The 24,384-nt window shown below is 72.4% G+C and carries 28 protein-coding genes and 1 tRNA gene; 17 read left to right on the top strand and 12 right to left on the bottom strand.

Going from position 1 to position 24,384, the window contains the following annotated elements; all coding sequences use genetic code 11:
- Window positions 1–41: 41 nt before the first annotated feature.
- The gene (locus tag AB0B33_RS11610; protein ID WP_360769856.1) at window positions 42–590 is read left to right on the top strand and encodes a dihydrofolate reductase family protein; all 549 of its coding nucleotides are present in this window, start codon (window positions 42–44) and stop codon (window positions 588–590) included.
- Between the two features lie 55 nt (window positions 591–645).
- Window positions 646–1,131: a hypothetical protein gene (locus AB0B33_RS11605; protein ID WP_360769854.1), complete on the top strand. Its 486-nt coding sequence runs from the start codon at window positions 646–648 to the stop codon at window positions 1,129–1,131.
- 41 nt (window positions 1,132–1,172) lie between these two features.
- Here AB0B33_RS11605 and AB0B33_RS11600 read toward each other — a convergent pair whose 3' ends face one another.
- Window positions 1,173–1,442 (bottom strand): hypothetical protein, encoded by a 270-nt coding sequence (locus AB0B33_RS11600; protein WP_360769852.1) that lies wholly within the window; start codon window positions 1,440–1,442, stop codon window positions 1,173–1,175.
- Between the two features lie 174 nt (window positions 1,443–1,616).
- Between AB0B33_RS11600 and AB0B33_RS11595 the strand changes: the two genes are divergently transcribed.
- Window positions 1,617–1,693, top strand: a tRNA-Ile gene (locus tag AB0B33_RS11595).
- 36 nt (window positions 1,694–1,729) lie between these two features.
- Here AB0B33_RS11595 and AB0B33_RS11590 read toward each other — a convergent pair.
- From AB0B33_RS11590 to AB0B33_RS11580, 3 genes are read right to left on the bottom strand one after another with little or no spacing between them, the layout of a single operon-like run.
- Window positions 1,730–2,329, bottom strand: a complete 600-nt coding sequence (locus tag AB0B33_RS11590) for a dihydrofolate reductase family protein (protein ID WP_360769850.1) — start codon at window positions 2,327–2,329, stop codon at window positions 1,730–1,732.
- Complete coding sequence (locus AB0B33_RS11585) at window positions 2,326–3,114, bottom strand: metalloregulator ArsR/SmtB family transcription factor (protein ID WP_360769847.1); 789 nt, start codon at window positions 3,112–3,114, stop codon at window positions 2,326–2,328. The genes AB0B33_RS11590 and AB0B33_RS11585 overlap by 4 nt, the downstream gene beginning before the upstream one ends.
- A 33-nt stretch (window positions 3,115–3,147) precedes the next feature.
- A complete protein-coding gene (locus AB0B33_RS11580) occupies window positions 3,148–4,119 on the bottom strand; it encodes a hypothetical protein (protein WP_360769844.1) in 972 nt (323 codons plus the stop codon).
- Window positions 4,120–4,296: 177 nt separating this feature from the next.
- Between AB0B33_RS11580 and AB0B33_RS11575 the strand changes: the two genes are divergently transcribed.
- Window positions 4,297–5,259, top strand: a complete 963-nt coding sequence (locus AB0B33_RS11575) for a hypothetical protein (RefSeq protein WP_360769843.1) — start codon at window positions 4,297–4,299, stop codon at window positions 5,257–5,259.
- 684 nt (window positions 5,260–5,943) lie between these two features.
- Here AB0B33_RS11575 and AB0B33_RS11570 read toward each other — a convergent pair.
- Together AB0B33_RS11570 and AB0B33_RS11565 are read right to left on the bottom strand one after the other, a co-directional pair.
- A complete protein-coding gene (locus AB0B33_RS11570) occupies window positions 5,944–6,144 on the bottom strand; it encodes a hypothetical protein (protein WP_360769840.1) in 201 nt (66 codons plus the stop codon).
- A 63-nt stretch (window positions 6,145–6,207) separates the two neighbouring features.
- Complete coding sequence (locus AB0B33_RS11565; protein ID WP_247020971.1) at window positions 6,208–6,723, bottom strand: hypothetical protein; 516 nt, start codon at window positions 6,721–6,723, stop codon at window positions 6,208–6,210.
- Between the two features lie 208 nt (window positions 6,724–6,931).
- On the opposite strand from AB0B33_RS11565, the gene AB0B33_RS11560 reads away from it, so the two are divergent.
- Complete coding sequence (locus AB0B33_RS11560) at window positions 6,932–7,213, top strand: isoamylase (RefSeq protein WP_247020969.1); 282 nt, start codon at window positions 6,932–6,934, stop codon at window positions 7,211–7,213.
- 26 nt (window positions 7,214–7,239) lie between these two features.
- Here the strand turns inward: AB0B33_RS11560 and AB0B33_RS11555 are convergent, their stop codons facing one another.
- Window positions 7,240–7,947, bottom strand: coding sequence for a LysR substrate-binding domain-containing protein (locus AB0B33_RS11555; protein ID WP_360769836.1), 708 nt, complete (start codon window positions 7,945–7,947; stop codon window positions 7,240–7,242).
- A gap of 42 nt (window positions 7,948–7,989) precedes the next feature.
- Here AB0B33_RS11555 and AB0B33_RS11550 point away from each other — a divergent pair, with 42 nt between their 5' ends.
- The 4 genes from AB0B33_RS11550 (at window position 7,990) to AB0B33_RS11535 (ending at window position 10,959) form a co-directional block, all read left to right on the top strand.
- Window positions 7,990–8,361: a DUF5997 family protein gene (locus AB0B33_RS11550; protein ID WP_247020965.1), complete on the top strand. Its 372-nt coding sequence runs from the start codon at window positions 7,990–7,992 to the stop codon at window positions 8,359–8,361.
- Window positions 8,358–9,563: an aminotransferase class V-fold PLP-dependent enzyme gene (locus AB0B33_RS11545; protein ID WP_360770370.1), complete on the top strand. Its 1,206-nt coding sequence runs from the start codon at window positions 8,358–8,360 to the stop codon at window positions 9,561–9,563. Before AB0B33_RS11550 ends, AB0B33_RS11545 begins: the two co-directional genes overlap by 4 nt.
- A 120-nt stretch (window positions 9,564–9,683) precedes the next feature.
- A complete protein-coding gene (locus tag AB0B33_RS11540; RefSeq protein WP_360769833.1) occupies window positions 9,684–10,121 on the top strand; it encodes a MarR family transcriptional regulator in 438 nt (145 codons plus the stop codon).
- A gap of 1 nt (window position 10,122) precedes the next feature.
- Window positions 10,123–10,959: a haloalkane dehalogenase gene (locus tag AB0B33_RS11535; RefSeq protein ID WP_360769830.1), complete on the top strand. Its 837-nt coding sequence runs from the start codon at window positions 10,123–10,125 to the stop codon at window positions 10,957–10,959.
- Window positions 10,960–10,962: 3 nt separating this feature from the next.
- Here AB0B33_RS11535 and AB0B33_RS11530 read toward each other — a convergent pair whose 3' ends face one another.
- The 4 genes from AB0B33_RS11530 to AB0B33_RS11515 are packed head-to-tail and all read right to left on the bottom strand — an operon-like array spanning window position 10,963 to window position 14,327.
- Window positions 10,963–11,589: a TetR family transcriptional regulator gene (locus AB0B33_RS11530; RefSeq protein ID WP_360769827.1), complete on the bottom strand. Its 627-nt coding sequence runs from the start codon at window positions 11,587–11,589 to the stop codon at window positions 10,963–10,965.
- 1 nt (window position 11,590) lies between these two features.
- Complete coding sequence (locus tag AB0B33_RS11525; RefSeq protein ID WP_360769824.1) at window positions 11,591–12,742, bottom strand: FAD-dependent oxidoreductase; 1,152 nt, start codon at window positions 12,740–12,742, stop codon at window positions 11,591–11,593.
- Window positions 12,739–12,927: a ferredoxin gene (locus AB0B33_RS11520; protein WP_247020956.1), complete on the bottom strand. Its 189-nt coding sequence runs from the start codon at window positions 12,925–12,927 to the stop codon at window positions 12,739–12,741. Before AB0B33_RS11520 ends, AB0B33_RS11525 begins: the two co-directional genes overlap by 4 nt.
- Window positions 12,927–14,327 carry a fatty acid desaturase gene (locus AB0B33_RS11515; RefSeq protein WP_360769822.1) on the bottom strand — a complete coding sequence of 467 codons (1,401 nt, stop codon included), beginning with the start codon at window positions 14,325–14,327 and terminating at the stop codon, window positions 12,927–12,929. The genes AB0B33_RS11520 and AB0B33_RS11515 overlap by 1 nt, the downstream gene beginning before the upstream one ends.
- A 118-nt stretch (window positions 14,328–14,445) precedes the next feature.
- Here AB0B33_RS11515 and AB0B33_RS11510 point away from each other — a divergent pair, with 118 nt between their 5' ends.
- The 8 genes from AB0B33_RS11510 to AB0B33_RS11475 all read left to right on the top strand — a co-directional run bounded on the left by AB0B33_RS11510 (window position 14,446) and on the right by AB0B33_RS11475 (window position 21,765).
- The gene (locus AB0B33_RS11510) at window positions 14,446–14,739 is read left to right on the top strand and encodes a PASTA domain-containing protein (protein ID WP_360769819.1); all 294 of its coding nucleotides are present in this window, start codon (window positions 14,446–14,448) and stop codon (window positions 14,737–14,739) included.
- A 463-nt stretch (window positions 14,740–15,202) separates the two neighbouring features.
- Complete coding sequence (locus tag AB0B33_RS11505; RefSeq protein WP_360769816.1) at window positions 15,203–17,608, top strand: ATP-binding protein; 2,406 nt, start codon at window positions 15,203–15,205, stop codon at window positions 17,606–17,608.
- 53 nt (window positions 17,609–17,661) lie between these two features.
- Entirely contained in the window at window positions 17,662–18,087 is a 426-nt protein-coding gene (locus AB0B33_RS11500) for a roadblock/LC7 domain-containing protein (protein WP_155545909.1), read from the top strand.
- Complete coding sequence (locus AB0B33_RS11495) at window positions 18,084–18,455, top strand: DUF742 domain-containing protein (RefSeq protein WP_247020948.1); 372 nt, start codon at window positions 18,084–18,086, stop codon at window positions 18,453–18,455. The genes AB0B33_RS11500 and AB0B33_RS11495 overlap by 4 nt, the downstream gene beginning before the upstream one ends.
- Window positions 18,436–19,026, top strand: coding sequence for an ATP/GTP-binding protein (locus AB0B33_RS11490; RefSeq protein ID WP_203612585.1), 591 nt, complete (start codon window positions 18,436–18,438; stop codon window positions 19,024–19,026). Before AB0B33_RS11495 ends, AB0B33_RS11490 begins: the two co-directional genes overlap by 20 nt.
- 297 nt (window positions 19,027–19,323) lie before the next feature.
- Window positions 19,324–20,274 (top strand): hypothetical protein, encoded by a 951-nt coding sequence (locus AB0B33_RS11485; protein ID WP_360769813.1) that lies wholly within the window; start codon window positions 19,324–19,326, stop codon window positions 20,272–20,274.
- Window positions 20,275–20,323: 49 nt separating this feature from the next.
- Window positions 20,324–20,953 (top strand): hypothetical protein, encoded by a 630-nt coding sequence (locus AB0B33_RS11480; RefSeq protein WP_360769810.1) that lies wholly within the window; start codon window positions 20,324–20,326, stop codon window positions 20,951–20,953.
- Window positions 20,950–21,765, top strand: a complete 816-nt coding sequence (locus AB0B33_RS11475) for a hypothetical protein (RefSeq protein ID WP_360769807.1) — start codon at window positions 20,950–20,952, stop codon at window positions 21,763–21,765. The genes AB0B33_RS11480 and AB0B33_RS11475 overlap by 4 nt, the downstream gene beginning before the upstream one ends.
- A 272-nt stretch (window positions 21,766–22,037) precedes the next feature.
- On the opposite strand, the gene AB0B33_RS11470 is transcribed toward AB0B33_RS11475, so the two are convergent.
- Entirely contained in the window at window positions 22,038–24,320 is a 2,283-nt protein-coding gene (locus AB0B33_RS11470; protein ID WP_360769805.1) for a LuxR C-terminal-related transcriptional regulator, read from the bottom strand.
- Window positions 24,321–24,384: the final 64 nt, after the last annotated feature.

Below are 24,384 nucleotides of genomic sequence, written 5' to 3'. Positions count from 1 at the left end.
CGCTCGTCGGTACCGGTGTCACCCACCGGAAGGCGGCACCCATGGCCCAGGTCCTGTTCCACATCACGATGTCCCTCGACGGCTTCGTCGCCGGCCCCGCCGACGACATGTCCTGGCTCCGCGGTTTGCCCGCCGGCCCGAACCCGGTCGTCGAGCGGTTGCTGGGCGAGATCGGCGCGGTCGTCATGGGACACAACACGTACGCCCCGGCGACGACGGCGGAGGGCGAGGTCTACGGCGGGCGCGTCCGGGTCCCGGTCTTCGTGGTGACCCGCGACGACCCGGCCACGGCCGAGCCGGGGTTCACCTTCGAGGCGGACCTGCGGACGGCGGTCGCTTCGGCGTCCTCGGCGGCGGGCAACGGTTGTGTCGCGGTACTGGGCCCGACGACGGCCCGCCGCTGCCTGGAGGCGGGCCTGCTCGACGAGGTCCTGGTCCACGTGGCCCCGATCCTCCTCGGCGACGGGGTCCGGCTCTTCGACCACCCGGGCGGCACGCAGATCCGCCTGCAGCCGGTGGAGTTGAGCACGGCCGGGGGTTTCGGGACGTCCCGGTACCGGTTCGCGTCCGTTGTGGACAGTCGGGCGTAACGGCGGCGGCCGGCGGAGCGATCCCGGTGGCGACGTTCCCAGGGGAGGATCCACCATGGCACTTCAGGTTCGAACCGCACTCGCCGCACTGGGCGGCGCGCTCGTGGTCACCGCGGGCGCGGTCGCCTTCGCGGGCGCGTCCGCCGCCGTCGGCCCGGCACCGGCCCCGATCGTCCAGATCGTCCAGGCGGCGCAAGCCACCTGCGTGACCGACGGCAACGGCTTCTGCACGGTCACCCACGCCCTCGGCAAGGTGCCGGAGGCGGTCGTGGTGTCGGCGAACACGCCCGGGCCCTTCAACGCGTTCATGCTCAACACGGTGCAGGGCTCGTTCACGGCGACCACGTTCCAGGTGCGGGCGATGTTCACCCAGACCGCGCCGAAGACGTTCGGCCAGATCTGGTTCACCTACGCGGCTTACGGCGCGGCGGCGCCGCCGCCCACCACAGTCACCACGACACCCACCACTCCCCCGGCATCCACCACGCCGGGGATGACCACACCCACCACGCCGACCACAGCACCCAGCGCGGGCACCTGAGCGGAATCCGCGGTTTTAGCCTTGCTCCGCAACGACTTCCGTCACCGGGGGTGCGGAGAAGGCTTGTCCCGCAGTTCCTCCGCCAGTATCGCGTCGACGCGCGAGCCCGCTCGGAAGAGGGCTCGCGCGGCGGCGCGGATCAGGAACCCGAGTGCGCACAGCAAGACCAGCACGAGGCCGACGACCACGGGGTTCGCCACGAGCGCCTCCCGGTACTGGTGCGCGAGGAAGCCCAGGCCCGCCCCCGCGGTGAACGCGTCCAGCAGCGCCAGCCGGCTCGCCCGGCGGTCGGGCGGGGTGGCTGCCGCCATCGGTCCCTCCCGCCGTTCCGTTCAGCGGTGACGCCCTTGCAACCTAGACGAGCGTGCGCCGGTCGGCGGCCACTTCAACCTGTTTGGCCTACCGGATCTGCCCGGATGGCCGCTGTGATAACTTGAAGCGAACTGAGACTTCTGTGCGGAAGCAAATCCGCGTGCCGGGGTCAGGGGGCGGTAGCTCAGTTGGTTAGAGCAGGGGACTCATAATCCCTTGGCCGCGGGTTCGAGCCCCGCCCGCCCCACCATTTCCCCACTGCGCCGAACCGTCCACTCCGGACTCCTCAGCGCACCCGGTCGTAGACCACCGCCGTCTCCCCCAGCTCACCCGTCTCGTGGTGGGTCAGCCGCCACTTCGACGCGGGCAGGCCGTCGTCGAACAGCCGCGGCCCGCCGCCCGCGATTTCGGGGCAGACCATCAGGTACAGCCGGTCCAGCGCGTCCGCCTCGAGCAGCGCCTTGATGACGCTCGCGCTGCTGTTGACCAGGATCTCGCCCGACCCCGACGCCTTGAGCTCGGCGACGACGTCCGCGGCCGGCGCGTTCACCAGCCGGGTGCGCTCCCACGGGGCCTCGGTCAGCGTGGTCGAAAAGACCACCTTCTCCACGTCCACCAGCCACTTCGCGTAGCCGCGGTCGCGCGGGTCGGCGTTCTCGTCCGCGGCCACCGTCGGCCAGAAGCCGAGGAAGCCCTCGGCGTTGCGGCGGCCGAGCACCGCCGTCGTCGCGCCTTCCCAGATGCGGGTGAGGTGGCGGCGCGCGACGTCGGTCATCGCGTACGTGACGATCGCGCCCATGTCGGCGGGCCCGGCGGGGCCGTGGTAGCGGCCGTCGAGGGTGATGCTCAGGTTCGCGGTCACCTTGCGGTCGGTCATGGTGGTCAACCCTTCTCGATGAGTACTGCGGTGAGGTTGTCGAGGACCTGGCCCCAGCCGGTTTCGATGCCGGCGATGGCGGACAGGGCCTCGGTGGTCGTGGCGGTGATGCGCAGGCCGAGGCGCAGCCGGGTGCCCTCGGGGACTTCGGTGAACGTCAGGTCGTAGTGGCCGGTGAACGAGGCCGGGCCCGGCACCGCGAGGTCGAACGCCAGGTGCCCGGGTTCGTCCGCGGCGTGGACCTTCCCTTCGGAGCGGTATTCGCCGTCGGCGTCGCGGTAGGCGATCACGGCCCGCCCGCCCGGCCGCGGCTCGATGCCGCAGTCGGTGAGCGTCAACGGTGCCGGGACCCACCACGACGCCAGCAGGTCCGGGTCGGTCCAGTACCGCCAGACGGTCTCGCGTGACACGGGCAGCATGCGGTCGAACGCGAACTCGCGCCCGTCCGCCCAGCGGTCCCGGCCGGCGACCGCCGAGTCCGCCTCGATGGCCGCCCGGTAGCGCGCGACGACGTCCCGCTCACCCGCGTGGCCCGCGGTGGCCTCGGCCAGTTCCCGCAGCCGGCCCGCGAAGGTGGCGAGCGGCTCCGCCTCGAGGGCGTAGACGCGGCGCTGCCCCAGCGGGAAGACGGCGACGAGACCGGCCCGGGCGAGGGTCTGCAGGTGCTTCGTGGTCTGCGGTTGCCGCAGCCCGGTCAGCTCGGCGAGCTCGCCGACCGAGCGGGGGCGCTCGGCCAGGAGTTCGACGATGCGCCACCGCGCGGCGTCCCCGAGTGCTGCTGCGATCCCGTCCATGCAGCAGAGTATTCACCAAGCAGAATATTCATGTCAAGGAATATCTTGGTCGGGTAGCCAGCGCAGCCCGTAGGCGTACCCGAGCTGCGGCGCGGCGAAGTCCTGCGCGACCTCGCCGGCGCCGTCGAGGTCCAGCGGCGCGCCCGGCTGCGGCGGGTCGGCGAGCACCGAGGGCGCGACGCGGTCCAGGCGCCACACCGACCGCGGCGGCCGGTCCGGGTCGAAGCGCACGCGGACCGTGAACGACTCGCACGTCACCAGCGGCACGAACGTGTAGGACGACCGGATCGGGCGGCCGTCCTGGACCCGCAGGACCAGCGAATACGTGTGGCTGTCGCCGCGGGACAGCGGCCGTGGCAGGTCGAGCAGCCAGCGGAAGTGCCGCTGGCCCTCCCGGCTCCGGTCGCTGATCCGGACGCCGTGCTGGGCGTCGGCGGCGACGTGCCGCTCGCCGTCCAGGCCGTCGTCCGTGCGGGGCACGGTGAACTGCGCGGAGATCCGGCGGAGCCCGTCCTGGGTCGCCACGATCACGCGTTCCTCGATCAGCTCCGGCTCGGCGGTGTCCAGCCGCAGCAGTGCCTTGAGCCGTTTGACGAACCAGCCCCGGTCCGGATCGGGCGCGCCTTCGCCGGGCTGCGAGCCGGCCTGGATTTCGGCGGCGAGCCGGACGAAGGCGCGGTCGATGCGGCGCCGCGCCGTGCGTTCGGAGACCCGGAGGCGCTCGGCGAGGATGGTGACCCGGTCGCTGAGCCGGGCGTGCTGCGTTCCGGTGGCGATGCCGAGCGCGACGTTCACCGCCAGCCGGTCGGCTTCCGGGAAATCCGCGATCGCGGCCGAAATCATTTCACGGAGAACTCGCCGCGCGTCGCGGTCGCTCGCCGTCCGGTGGATTTCACACCAGCCCGAGACGAGCGGCCCGAGCCGGCTCCGCAGCCGATCGGCTTCCAATCCCCAGCCGCGCCGCAAAGTGGTGAGTTCCCGGAGCAAACCGTCCTCGTGTGCCATGGGAATTCGATTGTGGCACGCGGACTTCCGGGCGATCGGGCGTACTCGATGCGCCGATCAGGTGATTCCGGGTTGGCCAGTGCCTGGCCATTTCCGCTGTGATTCGGCCTGCGCGCGGCCCTTTCCGGTTCGCCGCCTGTCCGACCATTTTCCCGTCGACGACATCGGGAGGACGGGTTGCTCGACAGCACCGACGTCGCGGGGGTCCGCCGGCTGGCCCGCGACGGCCTGCTCGCCGACTCGGCCGCGGGCGCGACGCCCGGCGTCCGCGCCCGGCTGCGTGGCGCGGTCTACAGCGTGGCGTGGCCGCTGGTGTTCACGCGGATCACCAAGCCGCTGGAACGCCGCCGGCGGCACCCGGACTGCGCGCGCGGCCTCGAGTGGCTGCGCCCCGACTGCCTCGACCGCTTCCACGACGACGTCGAGGCGGTGGTGGAGCACGCGCTGCGGCGCGCGACCGACCCGATCGAGAACCTCGAAGGCTGGCTGGCCACCCGCCTCAACCCGGCGACGGTCGACGCCCACCGGCGCCGGCGCGGCGAAATCGGGGCCCTGCAACGCCCTCGCCTCCCGTCCTGGCTGGGCGACGCCCTCGCCGGCGACGCCTGGTTGTGCGACCTGGCGGTGCAGGTCCTGACCTGGGCCGGCGTCCCGACGACGGCGGGCGCCGAGCTGTGGCCCCTGGACGCGTGGGCCGCGCGGCGCGCCGAGGTGACCGGCGAGGCGGTGGCCGACCGCGACACGATCGACCGCGAAGTGCGGAAGGTGCTGACGGCGATGCGCTCCCACCCGAAGTGGTACGCCGAGCACGTCGAGCGGCCGCTGGGCCACAAGCGCGCCCCGGTGGCCCCGATGCCGGCGGACAACGCGGCGGAGCTGCCGGCGCTGGAGCTGGTCGGCCCGGACGAGATCGAGGACGCACAGCTGGTGGAACTGGCCGAGCGCGCACTGACGGCGATCGAGACCCGCCTGGCCCGCGGCGACCCCCCGAAGGAGGTGGTCACGGCCGTGCTCCGCGTGCTGTTCGGCGCGGCGGGAGTGGGCGACTCGACCCGCGACGACTGGCTGGCGACCGCACTCGCGGACCGGGAGCGGCTCGAGGGGATCGTGGCGACGGTGCTGGCCATCCTGGACCGCTGAGGGCGATCGGCCGCACGGCCCGGGTCGACTGCGCGGCTCGGGTCGGCTGCGCGGCCCGGATCGGCTGCGTGGTCCGGGGCGGCTGTCCGGCGCAGGTCGGCTGCGCGGTCCGGGGCGGCCGCGCGGTCCGGGGCGGCCGCGCGGCGCAAGTCGCCCGCCCGACGCAGGTCGGCCGCTCGGCGCAAGTCGCCCGCCCGATACAGATCGCCTGCGCGGCGCAAGTCGCCTGCCCGACGCAGGTCGACTGCTCGGTGCAAATCGCCTGCCCGGCGCAGGTCGACTGCTCGGTGCAAATCGCCTGCCCGGCGCAGGTCTGCTGCCCGGCGCAGGTCGGCTGCCCGGCCAGGGTCGATTGCGCGGCGCGAGTCGACCGCCCGACGCGAGTCGCCTGCTCGACGCACCTCGACTGCTCGGTGCAAGTCGCCTGGCCGGCCCAGGTCGGCCGCCCGGCGCAAGTCTCCCGCCCGACGCAGGTCGACTGCCCGACGCAAGTCGCCCGCCCGACGCAAATCGGCCGCACGGCGCGGGTCCGCCTGCCCGACGCAGGTCGGCTGCACAGCGCAAGTCGCCTGCCCGGCCCAGGTCGCCCGCCCGACGCAAGTCGGCTGCCAGCGCGGGCCAGCTGTGCGGCGCACACCGGATCGGGCCGAGCCGGCCGCGCGTCGGGACACCGGACCCGGGCACCTAAGCCGACTTGGGCGGGGCCGTCGGGCCGAGCTCGGTCAGCCAGCTCCGGCGCGCCTCGAACACGCGCGTCAGCACCTCGGGTGGGCAGCCCGCGGCCTCGACTCGCCGGTGGGCGGCGGTCAGTTCGGCCAGCAGGAGCGCGCGGATCGCCGCACGAGCGGGGTCCGGGATTCTTCTGAGCGGGGCCGTTTCGGTCACCCCGGCCTCCTCTCCACCGCCCCGGTACACCACCGGCGGCCCAGACTTGACCTGACGGACACGTCAGCGCCACCACGCCGGTCGAGGCACCGGGAGCTGCAGCGGGCAACCCGCGTGGCGGCCCGTCCAGCACTCCGCCAGCCAGCTCGTCAGGGCCACCGGCCCGAGCAGGCTGTCCTCCCACACCGGCGTCAGCTCGCCTGCCCGGCGCAGGACCGCTTCGGCCGTGCCGCAGAACGACACGATCGCCGCGATCGCCGCGTCGGCTCGCTCTTCCGGCCAGGTGACCGCGGCTCTCGGGAGCCGGGCCGGGATGGCCAAGCCCGTGGCGATGGTGCATTCGCGCGCCAACTGCAGGGCGAGGTCGAACTCGACGGATTCGGCGTGGCGCTGCCGGGCTCGCCACCGGGGCGAAGCCGCGGCCGCGAACAGTCCGGCCAGCCGGGCGGCGGCCAGCCCGTCCCACACCGTCAGGAGCACCGCGCGTCTGTCCGCCGGGGAGGCGACGGCGAGCTCGTGGGTGACGGCGCTGAGCCAGGCACACGGATCCTTGACTTGACGATCGACGACGACAGTCACGGCAGCCAGTTTCCCACCGGGGGCCCGCGATGAACCCGAGATGATCATGGTTCACCCGAGGACCACCCGGACGGTGGCGAACCGTTGAGCGGCCCGGTAACTCCATCGGGCACTCCACGTGACCGAATCGTCACCGCTGTGCGACCATGTCGGCGCTCAGTGCCGAGCACGCCCCTCCCGACCGCCCTCCGCGAAAGGCCGCCACCGAGTGATCAAGATCAGCAAGAGCCGGGCCGGCACCCAGCGCGTCACCTTCAGTCTCCCGCTCGCCGCACCGCCCGGACGGGTGAGCGTCGTGGGATCGTTCAACGACTGGACGCCCGGCCGCCACCACCTCACCCCGCGCTCCAACGGCCGCCGCTCGGCGTCGGTGGACGTCACCCCCGGCACGGTGCTGCACTTCCGCTACCTCGGGGAGGACGGCCACTGGTTCGACGACCCCGACCTGGCCGACCGCGCCGACGGCAACTGCGTCTGCACGACCGCCTGACGCCGCACGCCTGAGCCCGGGGAGCTTCAGGACCGGCGGCGCCGCTTGCCCGCGCCGCCGCCGGTGCGCCGGGCCGGCTTCGGGGGCGACGGCTTCCGCGCCGGACGCTTGCGCTCAGCCGGCGCCGGAGCCGCAGCCGGAGCGCGGCCGCGCGTGCTGTTGACCGTGCGGCCGCGGACGATGCCGATGAACTGCTCCATCAGGTCGGTCGTCTCGTCCTCCAGCCACGACAGCGCCACGCTCGACTGCGGCGCGTCCGCGAGCGGCCGGTAGGTCAGGTCGCGGCGGTGGTGCAGGCGGGCCAGCGACTGCGGGACGACGAGCACCCCGACGCCGGCCGCCACGAGTTCGATCGCGTCCGCCGTCGTCTCCGGGCGCGAAACCGCCGGGCGGCCCGGCAAGGAAGACCACTCCAACGTGTCGTCCAGGGGATGCAGCACGACGTCGTCGGCCAAGTCCACCGTGGACACTTCGTCCGCCGCCGCGATCAGGTGGTCCTTGGCCACCACGACCACGGTCGTCTCGGTGTAGAGCGGGATCGCGTGCAGGCCCTCGCGGTCGATCGGCGAGCGCAGCAGCGCCGCGTCCGCTTCGCGCGCGCGAAGCAGGGCCGTCGCGTCCGCCGCGGCCACCGGGACCAGGGTCAACGGGACCGCCGGCACGCGCTCGGCCCAGGTCCGCACCCACTTGGCGGGGGTCGCTCCGGGAACGTAGGCGAGGCGGAACGAGGTCACCGGGTCAGGTTACCGGGCACCCGGCTGGCTACCCTGGACGGCATGACGTCGCACAAAACCGCCCAGACCATGAAGCCCGCGACGGCGGCGAAGAAACTGGGCGTGTACCTCGAAGCCACCCCCGCGGAGTTCCAGGAGGGTGTCGTCTCCCGCGACGAACTGAACGCGCTGCAGGCCGACCCGCCCGAATGGCTGCAGGAGCTGCGCCGGAACGGGCCGCACCCGCGGCCGGTCGTCGCGGCGAAGCTGGGCGTCTCCATCGGCGGCCTCACGCGCGGCGGCATCACCGAAGCGCTCACCACCGACGAGATCGACGCGCTGAAGGCGGACAGCCCCGACTGGCTGGTGCGGGAACGCGCCACGCAGGCCGAAGTGCGCAAGGAAACCGTGCGGGTGAAGGAGAAGAACCGCTGACCACCCAGGCGGAGGCGGCGCGCCTCGACGCGGACGACGAGCTGGCGGCCTTCCGCGAGCGGTTCGTCCCGATCACCGATCCCGGCGTCGTCGCCTACCTGGACGGCAATTCGCTCGGCCGTCCCCTGCGCGCCACCGCGGACCGGCTGCAGCAGCTCGTCGCCGAAGAGTGGGGCGGCCGGCTGATCCGGTCGTGGGAAGAGCGCTGGCTGGCGCTGCCCGAAGCGATCGGGGACGAACTCGGCCGCGTCGCGATCGGCGCCGCGCCGGGCCAGACGATCGTCGCCGACTCGACGTCCGTGTGCCTCTACAAGGTGCTGCGCGCGGCCGTCGCGCTGCGGCCGGGGCGCGACGAGATCGTCACGGACACCGCGAACTTCCCCACCGACCGGTTCCTGGTCGAGAGCGTCGCCGCCGAACTCGGGCGCACGGTCCGGTGGATCGAGGCCGGCGACGTCGGCCCCGAAGACGTCGCGGCGGTGACCGGGCCGCGCACCGCGGCGGTCGTGCTGTCCCATGTGGACTACCGCTCGGCCGCGATCGCCGACCTGGCCGCGATCACGCGGCTGGTGCACGAACGCGGCGCCCTCACCGTCTGGGATCTCTGCCACAGCGTCGGCTCGATCCCGGTGGAGCTCGACGCGGCGGGCGCCGACTTCGCCGTCGGCTGCACGTACAAGTTCCTCAACGCGGGGCCCGGTGCGCCCGCGTTCCTCTACGTCAACGCCCGCCACCAAGCGGAGTTCGGCCAGCCGATCACCGGCTGGATGGGCGCGGCCGACACGTTCGGCATGGCCGCGGAGTACGTCCCCGCGCCGGGGATCCGCCGGGCGCTGTCCGGCACGCCGCCGGTGCTCGGCATGGTCGGCGTCCAGGAAGGCGTCGCGCTGCTGGCCGAGGCGGGGATCGACCGCGTGCGCGCCAAGGCCGTGGCGCTGGGCCGGTGGGTGCTCGCCCTCGCCGACGAGTGGCTGGTCCCGCTCGGGTTCGAGGTCGCCTCGCCCCGCGACGACGACCGCCGCGGCGGTCACGTCACCCTCCGCCACCCCGACGCCGAGCGGCTGTCCCGCGTGCTGATCGAAAACGGCGTGCTGATCGACTTCCGCCGTCCCGACGGCATCCGCGTGGGGCTGAGCCCGCTCACGACCGGCTTCGCCGAAGTCCGGGCGGCGCTGGCCCGGATCCGGGAGCTCGCCGGCTGACGTGAACGACTCGTTCACCGCGTCCGGCGAGGTGAACGACTCGTTCATGACAGCGCGAGCCGCCCCACTCGCCCGGCCAGATAGTAGCCATGGCTACTATAGCCATGTACGTTATCCGGCATGAGCACTCCCGGGCACCTGGTCTGGCGCCTCTCCATGAAGTGGCGGGTGGCCGTCGACCGCGCGCTCGCCCCGGTCGGCCTGACCCACGCCCAATACGTCTTCCTGGCCTCACTGCTCGACCTGCAGCGCGAACAGGCGCCGAGCCAGCGGGAACTGGCCGACCACACCGGCCTCGAAGCCCTCTACGTCTCCAAGCTCGCCCGGACCCTCGACGCCGACGGCCTGATCGAGCGCACCCGCGACCCCGCCGACACCCGGACCGTCCGGCTGGCCCTCACCGGGCGCGGGCACGAAGTGGTCGAGCCGGCGATCGCCACCGTCGGCGCGCTGCTCGACCGCATGCTCGCGCCGCTCGGCGGCCGCCGCGGGGACCGCACCGAGGCCCTGACCCGGGAGCTCACCCTGCTGCTCGACACCCCGCTCGAAGGGACCTGAAATGCCCGTCCTCCACCACGAAGAAACCGGCAGCGGCACCCCGGTCGTCTTCCTCCACGGCAACCCCGGCTCGGCGCACGGCTGGCGCCACGTCCTCCCCCACGCCGGTCCCGGGCGGCTGCTCGCGCCCGACCTCATCGGCATGGGCCGCTCCCCCAAGCCCGACCTCGCCTACACCTTCGCCGACCACGCCCGGTACCTCGACGCCTGGTTCGACGAGCTCGGCCTCGACGACGTCGTCCTCGTCGGCCACGACTGGGGCGGCGCCCTCGCCTTCGACCACGCCGCCCGCCACCCCGGCCGGGTCCGCGGGCTCGCGTTCTTCGAAACGATCGTGAAGCCGATGGCGTGGGACGACCTGTCCCCGCAGGCGGCCGAGCGCTCCCGCAGGATCCGCACGCCCGGCGTCGGCGAAGACCTGGTGCTGACGCAGGACCTCTTCATCCGGCAGGCGTTCACCGGCGGCGTCCGCACGCCGGTCGGCGCCGACGACCTCGCGGCCTACCTCGCTCCGTTCCCGACGCCGGAGAGCCGCCGCCCGGTCCTCGCCTGGGCCCGTCAGCTGCCGCTCGGCGGGGAGCCGGCCGAGCTCGTCGAGCGCGTCGAGGCCTACGACCGGTGGCTCGCCGGCAGCGTGGACGTCCCCAAGCTGCTGCTCACCTTCGAAGGCTCCCCCACCCTGCTCATCGGTAACGAGATGGCGCGGTGGTGCACCGAGAACATCGCGGCGCTGGACGTCGTCGCGGGCGGCGAGGCCGGGCACCACGCCCAGGAGGACCGGCCCAAGGAGATCGCCACCGAGCTCTCGGCGTGGCTCGACCGGCACGGCCTCCGCTGAGCGTCAGGTGTGCCGCAGCGGCCGCGCCGCCTCGACGCCGAGCACCCGGGTCGCCACCCAGGCCAGCGAATCCGCCGTGCGGGCCGGGGTGTCCGACGGCTGCATGACGTGGCTGAGGACCGCGCGCACGACCAGGTCGATCACCACGTCGGCCTGGTCGTCGGTGAGCGGCAGCCGGTACGGCCGCACGCGCGCGGCGAGCAGGACCTTCGCGCGGGCGAGCAGCGCGCCCGCGTCGGTGGTCAGCAGCGGGAGGAGCTCCGGGGCGGCGCCGTGGGACGCCGACACGATCGCCCGCAGCAGCACGTTGTCCTCGGCGAGTTCGAGCACCGAGCGGACGGCCTCGTAGAACGCCTCGACGAGGTCGTCCGGGTGGTGTTCGAAAGCGGCGTCGACGACCGTGAGGAACCGGTCGAGCTCGTGCGCGACCATCGCCTCGGCCAGGGCGGCCTTGGAGCCGATTTCGTTGTACACGGTCTGGCGGCTGACCCCGACCAGCTCGGCCAGCCGGGCCATGGTGACCGACGGCCAGCCGGACCGCGCGGTCAGCTCGATGGCCGCGCTGATGATCGGCCGCCGGTGCTGACCACCTTCGGGCGGCGCCGGAGGTGCCCCGCTCATGATCGTCATTTTAGGCCGTGCCCGCGAAGGCGAGCGCCTCAGCCCAGGGCGCGCGGGTGGCGATCCGCCTGCGGTGCTTCATGATCTCGCGCGGGCGGTCGACGGTCAGGGCGCCGACGAGCCGGTCGCCGCGGCGGTAGAGGGTGGTGTCCCCCGCGGTCACGACCTCGTCGGCGTGCGGCGTGCCGACGAACTGGATCCGGTGGCCGTACCAGTCGGACCAGAAGTACGGCACGGCTGCCAGGGGCCGCGCCGACGCCGGGTCGAGCGCGTGCCGGGCGGCGGCCGCGCCCTGCTCGGCCGCGTTGGTCCAGTGCTCCGGCCGCAGGAGGCCGTCGAACAGCGGGTTCGCGACGTGCGCGACGTCGCCGGCCGCGTAGACCCCCGGTGGCCCGGCGGCCAGGGTCGCGTCGCACACGACGCCGCGGTCGCGCTCGTGCAGGAGCAGCCCGCTGCCCGCGAGCCAGCCGGTGGCCGGGACGGCGCCGATGCCGGCGACCACGAGATCCGCGGGCAGCACGTCGCCGCCGGCCAGGTGCACGCCGCTGCCGGTGACGGCGGTGACCTCGGCGCCGAGCCGCAGCTCGGTGCCGGCCTCCTGGTGCAGCTCCGCCAGCATCGCCCCGGCGGTCTCCCCGACCGCGCGGACGAGCGGGACGGCGGCCGCCTCCACGATCGTCACCGGCAGGCCGCGGGCGCGGGCGGCGGACGCGACCTCCGAGCCGATGAACCCGGCGCCGACCACGACGGTCCGCGCGCCCCGGTCGAGCGCGGCGCGCACCGCGACGGCGTCTTCGGCGGTGCGCAGCGTGCGGGCGCCGGGCAGGGTGCGGGCGGTGGCGCCAGTGGCGATGACCAGGGCGTCGTAGCGGACGCCCGCGCCCGCGACGGTCACTTCGCGCGCATCGGTGTCGAGTCCCTCGGCCGGCGCGCCCAGCATCAGCTCGACCCCGAGTTCTTCGCGGAGCACCGCCTCGGCGTGGAACGGCTCGACCACCCGCGGGCCGTCCGCCGCGAGGAAGGCCTTGGACAACGGCGGCCGGTCGTAGGGCAGGTGCTCCTCGGCGCCGATCAGCACGGTCCGGCCGCGGTACCCGGTGCGGCGCGCGGCTTCCACGGCACGCAGCCCGGCCAGCGACGCGCCCACGACGACGAGGGTCATGTCAGCTTCAAGGCCAGCACGGGGCAGGCGTCCACGGCGGCGGCAAGATCCTGCCGGTGCTCCTCGCCCGGCTGCTCGTCGAGCACGACGACGGTGCCGTCCGCACCGACCTCGAAGAAGTCGGGCGCCATCGCTTCGCACATGCCCAGGCCGTCGCACTTCCCGCGGTCCGCTTCGATCCGCATCACGCACCCACCCGGCCCGGCGCGACGAAGTCGACCTTCTCGCGGACGCCGCAGTCGGGGCAGCACCAGGAGTCCGGGATAGCGGACCACGGCGTGCCGGCCGGGAACCCTTCGCGCGGATCGCCGAGCTGCTCGTCGTAGACGTACCCGCAGCCCGGGCACATGCCGCCTTCGCTCGCGTCGCCGTGGGTGTCCGCCGGCGCGGTTTCGGCGGCCGTGACCCGGGTTCCGTACCGGGCAAGGATCTTCTCGCGCTTCGACGGCTGGATGTTGGCGCGGGAGACGTCCCCCTCGAAGTGCGCGAGCACCCGCGGGTCCATCACCCGCCGCCACACCGGCGGGACGAGCGCCAGCACGATCATCCCGGCGTACCCGGTGGGCAGCACCGGCGATTCGGCGAAGTCGCGCAGGGTCTGGTAGCGCCGCGTCGGGTTGGCGTGGTGGTCGCTGTGCCGCTGCAGGTGGTAGAGCAGGACGTTGGTGGCGATGTTGTTGGAGTTCCAGCTGTGGCTGGGATCCACGCGCTCGTAGCGGCGCTTCCCCGCCACGCCGACCCGCCGGCGCAGCATCCCGTAGTGCTCCATGTAGTTGACGACCTCCAGCAGCGAAAACCCGACGACGGCCTGGATCACCAGGTACGGCAGGATCCCCACGCCGAGCCACGCGATCATCGCCGCCCACAGCACCGCGGACATCAGCCACGCGTTGAGGACGTCGTTGCCGAGCCGGAAGGGGTGCTTGTCCCGGCGGGCGTAGCGCTTGCGCTCCAGGCGCCACGCCGACTTCAGCGAACCGAAGACCGTGCGCGGCCAGAAGCGGTAGAAGCTCTCGCCGAGGCGGCTGCTCGCCGGGTCCTCCGGGGTGGCCACGCGGACGTGGTGGCCGCGGTTGTGCTCGATGTAGAAGTGGCCGTAGAAGCTTTGCGCCAGCGCGATCTTCGACAGCCAGCGCTCGTGGCTCTCCTTCTTGTGGCCCAGCTCGTGCGCGGTGTTGATGCCGATGCCGCCGATGCAGCCGATGGAGACGGCCAGCCCGATCTTGTCGACGACGGTGAGGCCGCCGTGAGCGACCAGCCAGAACGCGGCGACGAAGCCGACGTACTGGATCGGGAGGAACGCGAAGGTGATCCAGCGGTAGTACCGGTCCTGCTCCAGCCGCTCGAGGACGTCGTCGGGCGGGTTGCTCCGGTCCAGGCCGGCGGCCAGGTCGACGAGCGGGACGATCACCAGGATCACGACCGGGCCGATCCAGAACCAGGCGCTCCAGCCGGTCGCCGCGTGCAGCCCGATGGCGAGGAACGCCAGCGACGGCACGACCAGGCCGATCAGCCACAGGTACCGCTTGCGGTCTCGCCACAGCTCGGTCGACCCGGCGGGGACGGTTCCGGTCACTTCGCTCATCACGCCTCCTCGAGTGATTTACGAAACCGTACGTGATGTAAAGCTGGTTTGACAAGCACTGCTTCTTTGTCAAACCAGTCTTGCCCGCCCCGGTAAACTGGCCGGCGGGTGAGGAGCAGTGGCGGATGAACCGCGACCGGTGGTCGTGCCGGACTTCCGGGGCAGGCAGGCGCTCGACGCGTGGCTGTCCGGGCACGACGCGGGCTTGACGCTGCAGGGCCCCGATCCGGACAGTCCCCACCCCTTGCTGAACGGCTTGGTCGTCGCCCAGCTGCCGGCCGCCGGTACCCGGCTCGACCGGTGGGGCGCGGTGACCGTGTGGGTAGCCGGCGGCGGCGACCCCAGCGGCGTCCGCGAGCCCCGGCGGCCACTGCCGGAGGTCCGGGAAGAACCCGGCTGCGGCGAGCACTGACGCGGGTTCCCGCGACACGCCGTGACGGCGTCCTGTGGTCAAGATCATCAAGTGTGCCGCGACGGCCTCCGCCGGGTACGCACGGGCATTACCGCCGCCCCTTCTTTCCCGCAACGTGAACACCCCGTCCGCCGCATCGGCCGAATTCACATTCACCCGTTCGGCCCAGCGTGCAAGCCGCCGAAAACCGTCGCGGGTCCGTTACCAGAGGAAATGGCGGTAACCACCCCGATGCACTCGGTAAACACCGTTCAACGCTGGTCGGACAAGCGTCCGCCAGCCGGGCCAGCACCACCGGCCCTCAGTGGTTCGTGGTAAAAAACGGACCCTGATCGATTCCGCGGCAACACGGAGAGTGAGGCGAAGACGGGTGAGGGCCGCCGCTGTGTCCCATCGTCGTGTCCGCCTCCTCGTCCGGGTCCCCTTTCCTCGCCGACCGTCACTCAGGAGTTCGTGAACCGCCGTGCTGAACAAAGACGCCAAGGACGAGTCGGACAAGCCGTACGACAAGTCGATCCGCAAAAGGCTGACCAGGACCGTTCTCATTCCCAGCGTGACCCTGCTGGTGCTGTGGATCGCGGTCTCTTCGTACTTCCTCTTCAACGGCGTTTACGTCCGGCTGGTCGCCGCTTCGGTGCGCGAGGTGTCCATCCCCGCGGCCACCGCGCTGGCCGAATTCCAGAAGGAACGCCAAAGCGCGCTGCAGTACCTGGACGACCCGGCCCTCGGCCCGGCCCGGCTGCAGGCGCAGCAGAAGGTCACCGACGAGAAGCTCGACACGCTGAAGGACGCGTTCGCCGCGACCATCTCCACCGCGCCGGACGAGATCGCGACCAAGGTCAACGCGCTGAAGTCCCAGTTCGACCAGCTGCCCGTGCTGCGCTCGCAGGTCAGCTTCCGCAGCATCGACCGCGCGCAGGTCAACAGCTACTACAACGGCGTGATGGACACGGCGTCCAACCTGTTCGACACCCAGGCCCGGATCGTGCCGGACGCCGAAGCCGCGACCGGCGGCATCACCGCGACCTCGGTGTTCCGCGCCGGTGACGCGATGTCGCGCGAGACTTCGCTGGTGTCGACGGCCTTCTCGGCCGGCACCTTCGCCCCCGACGACTTCGCCCAGTTCGCGCAGCTGTCCGGGACCTACCGCGCGCAGCTGGCGCAGATCGAGCCGTTCCTCGACGCGGGCGTCCGCGACCGCTACCGGGCGCTGGCCAAGAGCGCCGCGTGGCAGCAGCTGGCCACCGCCGAGCAGGCGATCGTCAAGCACGGCCCGTGGTCGCCCAGCGAGCAGAACTCCGTGCCGGTGTCCGAAACGGACTGGCTGAACGCGACCACCCAGGTCGCCCAGGGCCTCAACGACCTCGCGATCACCCAGGCGGACAAGGTTTCCGCGGCCGCGATCGACTCCGGTGACGCCCAGCTGCGCAACGTCATCATCGGGTCGATCCTGGCTCTGCTCGCGTCGCTGGCGGCGATCATCGTCGCGGTGCGGGTGTCCCGCTCGCTCGTCGACCGCGCGCTGATGACGCGCCTCGCGCGGCTGCGCAACGACTCGCTCGACCTCGCCCGCAACCGGCTGCCGAACATCGTGGAGCGGCTGAAGAACGGCGAATCGGTCGACCTCAAGGAAGAGCTGCCGCAGCTCGACCACGGCCGCGACGAGATCGGCCAGGTGGCGGAGGCGTTCAACACCGCCCAGCTGACCGCCGTCAACGCCGCGGCGAGCGAGGCGAAGGCCCGCAGCGGCGTGCACAACGTGTTCCTCGGCATCGCGCACCGCAACCAGGTGCTGGTCCACCAGCAGCTGCAGATCCTCGACGAGATGGAAGCGCGCGAGGACGACTCGACGCAGCTGGCGTCGTTGTTCCAGCTCGACCACCTCGCCGCCCGCGCGCGGCGCACCACCGAGAACCTGATCATCCTCGGCGGCAAGCAGCCCGGCCGCCGCTGGCGCAAGCCGGTCGCGCTGATGGAGGTCCTGCGCGCGGCCGTCTCGGAAACCGAGCAGTACGCGCGGGTCCAGGTGGAGCAGGTCGCCGACGTCGCCATCGTCGGCGCCGCGGTGGCCGACACCATCCACCTCGTCGCCGAGCTCGTCGACAACGCGACGTCGTTCTCCCCGCCCGGCTCGCCGGTCGAGGTGACCAGCCGCATGGTCGCGCGCGGCGTCGTCGTCGACGTGTCGGACCAGGGGCTCGGCATGAAGGACGGCGTCCGCGAGTGGGCGAACTCGATGATGGCCGAGGCCCCCGAGTTCGACGCGATGGCGCTGCGGGCCGACTCCAGCCTCGGCCTCTTCGTGGTCGCGCGCCTGGCGGCCCGGCTCGGCATCACCGTCACCTTCGACCCGTCCCGCTACGGCGGCCTGCGCGCCACCGTCCTCATCCCGGTCCAGCACCTGGCGGGCCAGGACAGCGCCGGCGGCGACGAGCCCGGCAGCTCCCCGGCGGAAACGACCGCGGTCCTGGCCCCGGTGGGCGCGCCCGCCGCGCGGGCCGCAGAAAGCTCACCCGGTTCGATGGACTCACCCAGCTCGTTCACCGGCCAGATCCCGATGAAGCGGGAGACCAAGCCGAGGCCGTACCCGGTGCGGGCGCTCACCCCGCCCGAAGCGCTGCCCTCCGTGCCGGCCGCGGCGCCGGAACCGGAGCCGGTGCCCGCCGCGGAGCCGGCCGCCGCGCAGCGCCCGACCGACGACCGGCCGCGGCTGCCCCGGCGCGAGCCCCAGCAGAACCTCGTCGCCCAGCTCGAAGCCGAACCGGACAACGGCGACGACGACGTCGTGACGCCGGGCGAAGGCACCGCGCGCACGCTGGCGGCGTTCCACAAGGGCACCCGCCGCGGCCGCGGGCCGGACGAAGCCTAGTTCCCGACCACACACCGGAAAGTCCACACAGGAAAGTCAGGGTCTGACGTCGAATGAACGAGTACGGGAACCCCAAACCCGATCTCAACTGGCTGCTCGACGACGTGGTGAGCCGCGTGGTCGGCGCGCAGAACGCCATCGTGCTGTCCGCCGACGGGCTGCTCATCGGCAAGTCGGCAGGCATGAGCAAGGACGACTCGGACCAGCTGTCGGCCATCGCCTCCAGCTTGCAGAGCCTCGCCAAGGGGGTGAGCAAGCAGTTCAACCGCGGCCCGGTGCTGCAGAACATGATCGAGATGGAACGCGGTTACCTGTTCGTCTCGGCGGCGGGCCAGGGTGCCTGCCTCGCCGTGCTGGCCGCGGACAGCGTCGACGTCGAGATGATCGCCTACGAGATGAGCCGGCTGGTGAAGCGGGTCGGGGACTACATGGCGTCCGCGCCGCGTGAAGCGGCGCACGTCCTGCGGGAGGCCACGTGAGCGCGGAAGACGGCTGGTACGACGAGGCCGCCGGACCACTGGTCCGGCCGTACACGATCACGAGCGGCCGGACGCCGGCCGACACCGCGCGGCTGGACCTGTCCACGCAGGTGATGACGCTGCGCTCGGAGCAGGAGCCGGTCGGGCTGGGCCCGGAGCACGTGGCGATCGTGCAGCTGTGCCGCCACCCGGTTTCGATCGCCGAGATCGCCGTCTACGTGAAGATCCCGCTCGGGGTCGTGCGCGTGCTCGTCGGCGACCTGATCGAACGCGGCCTCGTGATCACGCGCTCCCCCACCCACCACCCGGCGCAGTCGCCGGACCTCGAAACTCTCCAGGCGGTTCTCGATGGCCTCATCAAGTACTGACGGCACCGGGGCCGACCTGGTCCCCACGCCGGTCAAGATCATCGTCGCCGGCGGGTTCGGCGCCGGGAAGACCACGATGGTCGGTTCGGTCAGCGAGATCCCCCCGCTGACGACCGAAGAGGTGCTCACCGAGGCGAGCGCCGGCATCGACGACCTGTCCGGCGTGGAGCGGAAGACGACCACGACGGTCGCGCTCGACTTCGGCCGGATCACCATCTCGCCGCGGCACGTGCTGTACCTGTTCGGGACGCCGGGGCAGGCGCGTTTCTGGTTCATGTGGGACGACCTGGCGCGCGGGGCGATCGGGACGGTCGTGCTGGTCGACACCCGGCGGCTGGAGACCAGCTTCGCCGCGATCGACTTCTTCGAGCGCCGGAAGATCCCGTTCGTCGTCGCGGTGAACTGCTTCGACAACGCGCCGCGCTACACCGCCGACGAGATCCGCGAGGCCCTCGTGGTCCCGGATCGAGTGCCGATCGTCATGTGTGATGCGCGTGACAGGGATTCCAGCAAGCTCGCGCTGATCCGGTTGGTGAAGCACGCGATGACGGTGGTGCCCGCGCGGGTCTGAGACCTGCGCGTTGTCCGCTTCGTGTCCGGTCAGGACTCGCCGGTGTCCGATGTGTCCCTCCGTGTCCACCCCGGACACCGGCGTACCCACATGGCCCAATTGGTTGCACCACCCGGGTGCAGCTTTTTAGTTGAGCAAGCATCCAACTGATAGCATCCGCTCGTGACCGATCGAATGCCGGACTTTCCTGAATATATAAGGGAAAACTACCCCGCATCGGGTCGGCTGTCCGGTGACTTTCTGTGCGGGCTTTGGGCTACGGCCTGTGAAGCGCTCGGGGTTCCGCTGGAACAGTCCGTGCGGACCACGCGGATGCTGCGCGCCGCGCTGCCCCGCTGGGCGCACGAGCGGATCGGGCCGGCGCCCGTCCACCCGTCCTATGTGGCGGCCGACGGCTTCCCGGCCGAGATGTCGGTGAACTGGTCCGGCGGTCACCCCGAACTGCGCGTGCTGTTCGACAGCCTCGGCCACGACGTCGTCTGGCCCGGGGACGGCGATCCCGTCACCGGCAGGCTGGACCGCGTCCACGAGACGTTCACCCCGCGGACGGGCCGCCCGTCCCCCGCGCCGGTGTGGCACTCGATCGCCTGGCGCCCGCCGTCGCGGGTCGTCCACAAGACGTACTTCGGCCTCTACGCCTGGCCGCCCGCCCACCGCGAGGGCGCCGTCACCGAGGCCATGGAGCGGCTCGGCATGGGCGCGGCCTGGGACGACGCCCGCCGCCGGGTCGAAACCGTCGACGGGGTGCGGGAAATCGAGTTCTTCGCGGTGGACCTGGGCGACGAGGCCGAAGCCCGGGTCAAGATCTACTACCGCAACCACGGTGCCGGCCTCGCCGAGGTCAACGACGTCGCTTCGGTGGCGCTGAGCCACGACGCCGAAGCCGCGGCGGCCGCGTACCGCACCCTCGCGGGCGACCGGCTCGACGCGGGTGAGGCCGCGCTGAGCTGCTTGGCTTTCCGGTCCGGGGTGGACCGGGCCGCGGAGGCCACGACGTACCTGCGGCTGCCCGATCTCACGTCCGGTGACGAAGAAGCCGTCGAGCGCACGGCGGAACTGCTGCACCGCGAAGGCGTCGACCCCGGCCGGTTCCGCCTCCTCACCGCCGCGCTGGCGCCGGGCCCGCTTTCCGAGACGCGCGTGCTGGAGCTGGTGAGCTACCGCACCGCCGGTCGCCGCGGCGACGTGACCACGTACTTCCGGTTCCCCGTCTACGACCGGGCGCTCGCGCCCGTCGACCTCGGATAGCGGTCCCCGGAAGGATGATCTCCCGCAGCACCACGGTAAGGAGCCGATCGTGACCCAGCAGGACGTCGAGCGCATCGCCCGCCACAACGAGCAGCGGCAACGGGAATACGAGTCCTCGGAACTGATCCGCCTGCTGAGCGACGAGACCACGTCGCCGGAGACCAGGAAAGCGGTGCTCACGTACCTGCAGCCGTGGTCGAACGCCTTCCAGCGGATGATCAGCGCGCGAGTCAGCTTCGAGAGCGACCCGGAGCTGCGGGCGCTCGCGCTGGAGCACCAGCAGGAAGAGGTCGGCCACGACAAGATCCTGGCCCGCAGCCGCGCGGAGGACCGGCAGCTGGTCTGGGACCCGGTCATCGAGATGGGCGCTTCCTGGTTCGTCGACCAGTTCGCGATCCTGCCCGGCGTGCAGCGCGCGGTGCTGGCGCACCTGGCCCTCGAAGCCGGCAGCCTCGTGTTCAGCCAGGCGGGCACCCGCGCGTTCCCCGAGGACGAATACTTCGAGCTGCACGACGAAGCCGACGTCGAGCACCTCGAGATGGGCTACGAACTCCTGCGGCAGCGCGGGGACTGGACCGAGGAGTCGGTGCTCGCGGTCCTCGACCGGGCGTGGCAGGTGATCGGCGTGGTTTCCGACCGCATCGCCGAGTGCGCCCGCCGCGATACGGTGGCGGCATGACCACACCTGAACCCGCCGACGCGGCCCGCGCGATCGCCGCCGAAGCCGCCGACGCCTACCGGGAAGCGTTGGGAGAGCGCCTGATCGGCGCGTATCTCCTGGGAAGCCTTTCCTACGGCGGCTATTCCGCGGCGGCCAGCGACATCGACCTGGCCCTCGTCCTCACCGACGTCCCCGAGGACGACCAGGTGGCCCCGGTGACGGCGGCGCTGCAGGAGCGGAGTCCGCTGCACCGCAAGCTGTCGGTGTTCTGGGCCTCCCTCCCGGCCCTGCGCGAAGGCCGCGACGACGGCCGCTTCCCGGCCCAGGACCGCTTGCAGCTGGCCGACCACGGCGTCCTGCTGGCCGGCGAGGACGTCCTCGCCGAGGTCGCCCGGCCGGCAGCTTCGGAGATGTTGCTGGAGAGCGCCCGCTTCGCGATCGCGGTCCTGGCGACCGACGAGGTGGCGGCCGAGTTCCGCGAGCCCCGCCGCCTGCTGGCCGACAAGGTGTGGTTCACGAAGGCGGTGCTGTTCCCGGTCCGCTTCCTGTATTCGGCAACACTCCCGACAGGCCGCGCGGCGAACAACGACGAGGCCATCGAGTGGTTCCTGTCCCAACCGGACACCCCGGCGGCGTCGCTGGTGAAGCTGGCGGAACGGGTGCGGGCCGGGCACCCGCTCGAGGCGGAGGAGGCGCGGCCTGAGTTGCTCACGGGACTGGTTCCGTTGTACCGCCACTACATCGAGGCGGAGGCGAAGCGCCTGCGCGAGACCGACGCTCCGGCCGAGGTCGTGACGGCGTTCGAGAACTGGGGCGAACGCCTGGGCTGACGACGCCGGTGCCGTGCCGTCCACATCGGACGGCACGGCACCGGTCCGCTCAGTGGCCACAACGGTGTGACCGAGGTGTCGACGTCGATCCCGCGGCCGGGTTCGATGAACTGTCGCGTTCCGCGCGGCCAGCCGTCGCGCTGCGCGAAACTCGAACGCGAGAGTCGAGAACCGCGTAGGGCACGGTCGCAGTTCCCGACGCGGTCCGCGGCACCGGAGGATCGTTCGCGAGCACACCCGGAACTCCGTTACGGGAACCGGGATTCTTCCCCTCATGCCTGCGGCGTCGGCACCTGCGGATTCCGCGCCGCCCAGGCGGCCACCTGTGAACGCGAGTCGAAGCCCAATTTCCGCAGGATCCGGTTCACGTGGCCTTCCGCCGTGCGGCGGGAAATCACCAGCCGGTCCGCGATCTCCTGGTTGGACCGGCCGTCCGCGATCAGGGTCACCACTTCCCCTTCCCGGTCGGTCAACGGCGTCGGCTGCGAAGCCGCCACCACCTCCGGCCGGGCCGGGCCCAGATCCCCCAGCGCGTAAGCGATCGCTTCCGGCAAGCCGAACTCACGCCCCCGCCGGAACGCCGCCTCGAACGAGCCGTCGCCCAGTGCGCGTCGGGTCCGCTTCTCACACTCTCCGTGCGGGGCGCCGAAGTACCGGGAACCGAACATCGGGAACCCGACCGCCTGCCAGATCGGCTGCGCCGACCCCAGCATGACCGCCGCCGGCTCCCAGCGTTCCCGCGCGGCTTCGGTCCACGCCAGCGCCTCGATCGCCAGGACGATGCCGAGCAGGTCGTGGAACGTGCTCTTCACCCGCAGGCAGTCCCGCCCGCGTTCGGCCGCCCGGTCCAGCTCACCGCGGCCCAGCGCGACCAGGGCCTGGGCGTAGATCGCGTACGCGTGCGCCCACTGCTCACCGTGGGCGACGCCGGTGGCGCACGCCTCCTCGCACAGGCGGCCCGCGCGGTCGAGGTCGCCGAGGAAGATGAACGCGATGGCCAGTTCTATGCCCGCCAGCATCACGTTGCTGTTGAGCTCGCCGAGCTGCCGGTAGCGGGCCTGCGCTTCCTCGAACAGCGTCTTCGCGTCGCCGACGTCGTCCCCCACCAGCAGGTTGCAGCCGAGCCGGTGCGTCGCGTACGCCAGCGCGACCTCGTCGCCGGTCCGCTTCGCGTAGGCGCGGCACTCCTCCAGCATCGCGATCGCCGCCGCGTTGTCGCCCTGCAGCGTCGCGACGTACCCGTTGACGCACAACGCTTTCGCCCGTTCCGCGTCCGGTTCTGCGGCGAGGGCGAGCGCACGGTCGAGCCAGTGGCGGCCTTCACCGAACACCCCGCAGCCGGCCCAGTAGAACCAGAGCGTCGAGGCCAGCCGGAGGCCGGTGCCGAGCTCGCCGGGTTCGGTCAGGCTGTAGTCGAGCGCGGCCCGCAGGTTCGCGTGCTCCAGGCGGGTCCGCCGGAAGATGTCCGCCTGCTCCGGGCCGAACCACGCCCGTTCGCTCCGCTCGGCGACGTCGAGGTAGTGGTCGCGCATCCGCCGCAGCACCACCGCCGTCTCGCCCGACTCGGTCAGCTTGTCGCGGCCGAACTGCCGCAGCGGTTCCAGCAGCCGGAACCGCTGCCGGTCGCCGTCGGCCTCGCGGATCAGCACCGACTTCTCCACCAGGCCGGCGAGCCGGTTCCGCAGCTCCCCGGCGGGCAGGCCGTCGCCGGCGCAGACGCGCTCGGCCGCCGCCAGGTCGAAGCCGCCCACGAACACCGACGCGCGCGCCCACAGGTGCCGTTCGGCCGGGCGGCACAACGCGAAGCTCCATTCGACGGCGGCCCGCAACGTCTGGTGCCGCGGCTCGCCGCCGCGCTTCACCGTGCCGGGCAGGCGGAAGCAGTCGCCCAGCCCGCTTTCCAGCTCCGCCAGCGTCAGCACCCGCAGCCGGACCGCGGCCAGCTCGATGGCCAGCGGGATCCCGGCCAGCAGGCGGCAGATCGCGCTGACGCGCTCCTGGTTCTCTTCCGTGACGGCGAACTCCGGGTCAACCGCGGCCGCGCGCTCGGCGAACAGCGTCAGCGCCGGGTAGCGCAGCCACGCCCCGCCGGCCAGCGGGCGGCCCGGTTCCGGCACCGGCAGCGGCGAGACCGGCCACAGGTGCTCGCCGGCCAGCGCGAGCCGTTCCCGGCTCGTCGCGAGCAGCCGGAGCCCGGGCGCGGCCCGCAGCAGGTCGTGCGCCAGCGCGGCGCAGGCGTCGAGGAGGTGCTCGCAGTTGTCCAGGACGACCAGCGTCCGGCGCTCCCGCAGGTGCTCGGCGAGCACGGCCGCCGGGCTCCGGCCGGTTTCGTCGTGCACGCGCAGCGCCTCGAGCACCGTGTGCGCCACGAGCGCGGGGTCCTGCAGCCCGGCGAGTTCGACCAGCCAGACACCGTCGGGGAACGCGCGGGACAGCCCGGCGGCGGTCTGCACGGCCAGCCGCGTCTTCCCGACCCCGCCCACGCCGGTCAGCGTGACCAGCCGCGCCCGCGTCAGCAGGTGCTTGACCTCGGCCACGTCGGCCTTGCGTCCCACGAAACTCGTGGTGTCCGCGGGGAGGTTGCCCCTCTCGCACCCTGTGCCCACCCGTGAACCGTAG

The organism is Amycolatopsis sp. NPDC049159, assembly GCF_040648295.1.
GTDB classification, from domain to species: domain Bacteria; phylum Actinomycetota; class Actinomycetes; order Mycobacteriales; family Pseudonocardiaceae; genus Amycolatopsis; species Amycolatopsis pretoriensis_A.
This window is presented reverse-complemented; position numbering and strand designations above follow the sequence as displayed.

Bases quoted from the DNA above. Each gene is read 5' to 3' on its own strand.
- AB0B33_RS11610 (WP_360769856.1), top strand. From the start codon at position 42: ATGGCCCAGGTCCTGTTCCACATCACGATGTCCCTCGACGGCTTCGTC.
- AB0B33_RS11605 (WP_360769854.1), top strand. From the start codon at position 646: ATGGCACTTCAGGTTCGAACCGCACTCGCCGCACTGGGCGGCGCGCTC.
- AB0B33_RS11600 (WP_360769852.1), bottom strand. From the start codon at position 1,442: ATGGCGGCAGCCACCCCGCCCGACCGCCGGGCGAGCCGGCTGGCGCTG.
- AB0B33_RS11585 (WP_360769847.1), bottom strand. From the start codon at position 3,114: ATGGACGGGATCGCAGCAGCACTCGGGGACGCCGCGCGGTGGCGCATC.
- AB0B33_RS11580 (WP_360769844.1), bottom strand. From the start codon at position 4,119: ATGGCACACGAGGACGGTTTGCTCCGGGAACTCACCACTTTGCGGCGC.
- AB0B33_RS11550 (WP_247020965.1), top strand. From the start codon at position 7,990: ATGACGTCGCACAAAACCGCCCAGACCATGAAGCCCGCGACGGCGGCG.
- AB0B33_RS11540 (WP_360769833.1), top strand. From the start codon at position 9,684: ATGAGCACTCCCGGGCACCTGGTCTGGCGCCTCTCCATGAAGTGGCGG.
- AB0B33_RS11535 (WP_360769830.1), top strand. From the start codon at position 10,123: ATGCCCGTCCTCCACCACGAAGAAACCGGCAGCGGCACCCCGGTCGTC.
- AB0B33_RS11530 (WP_360769827.1), bottom strand. From the start codon at position 11,589: ATGACGATCATGAGCGGGGCACCTCCGGCGCCGCCCGAAGGTGGTCAG.
- AB0B33_RS11525 (WP_360769824.1), bottom strand. From the start codon at position 12,742: ATGACCCTCGTCGTCGTGGGCGCGTCGCTGGCCGGGCTGCGTGCCGTG.
- AB0B33_RS11520 (WP_247020956.1), bottom strand. From the start codon at position 12,927: ATGCGGATCGAAGCGGACCGCGGGAAGTGCGACGGCCTGGGCATGTGC.
- AB0B33_RS11515 (WP_360769822.1), bottom strand. From the start codon at position 14,327: ATGAGCGAAGTGACCGGAACCGTCCCCGCCGGGTCGACCGAGCTGTGG.
- AB0B33_RS11500 (WP_155545909.1), top strand. From the start codon at position 17,662: ATGAACGAGTACGGGAACCCCAAACCCGATCTCAACTGGCTGCTCGAC.
- AB0B33_RS11490 (WP_203612585.1), top strand. From the start codon at position 18,436: ATGGCCTCATCAAGTACTGACGGCACCGGGGCCGACCTGGTCCCCACG.
- AB0B33_RS11475 (WP_360769807.1), top strand. From the start codon at position 20,950: ATGACCACACCTGAACCCGCCGACGCGGCCCGCGCGATCGCCGCCGAA.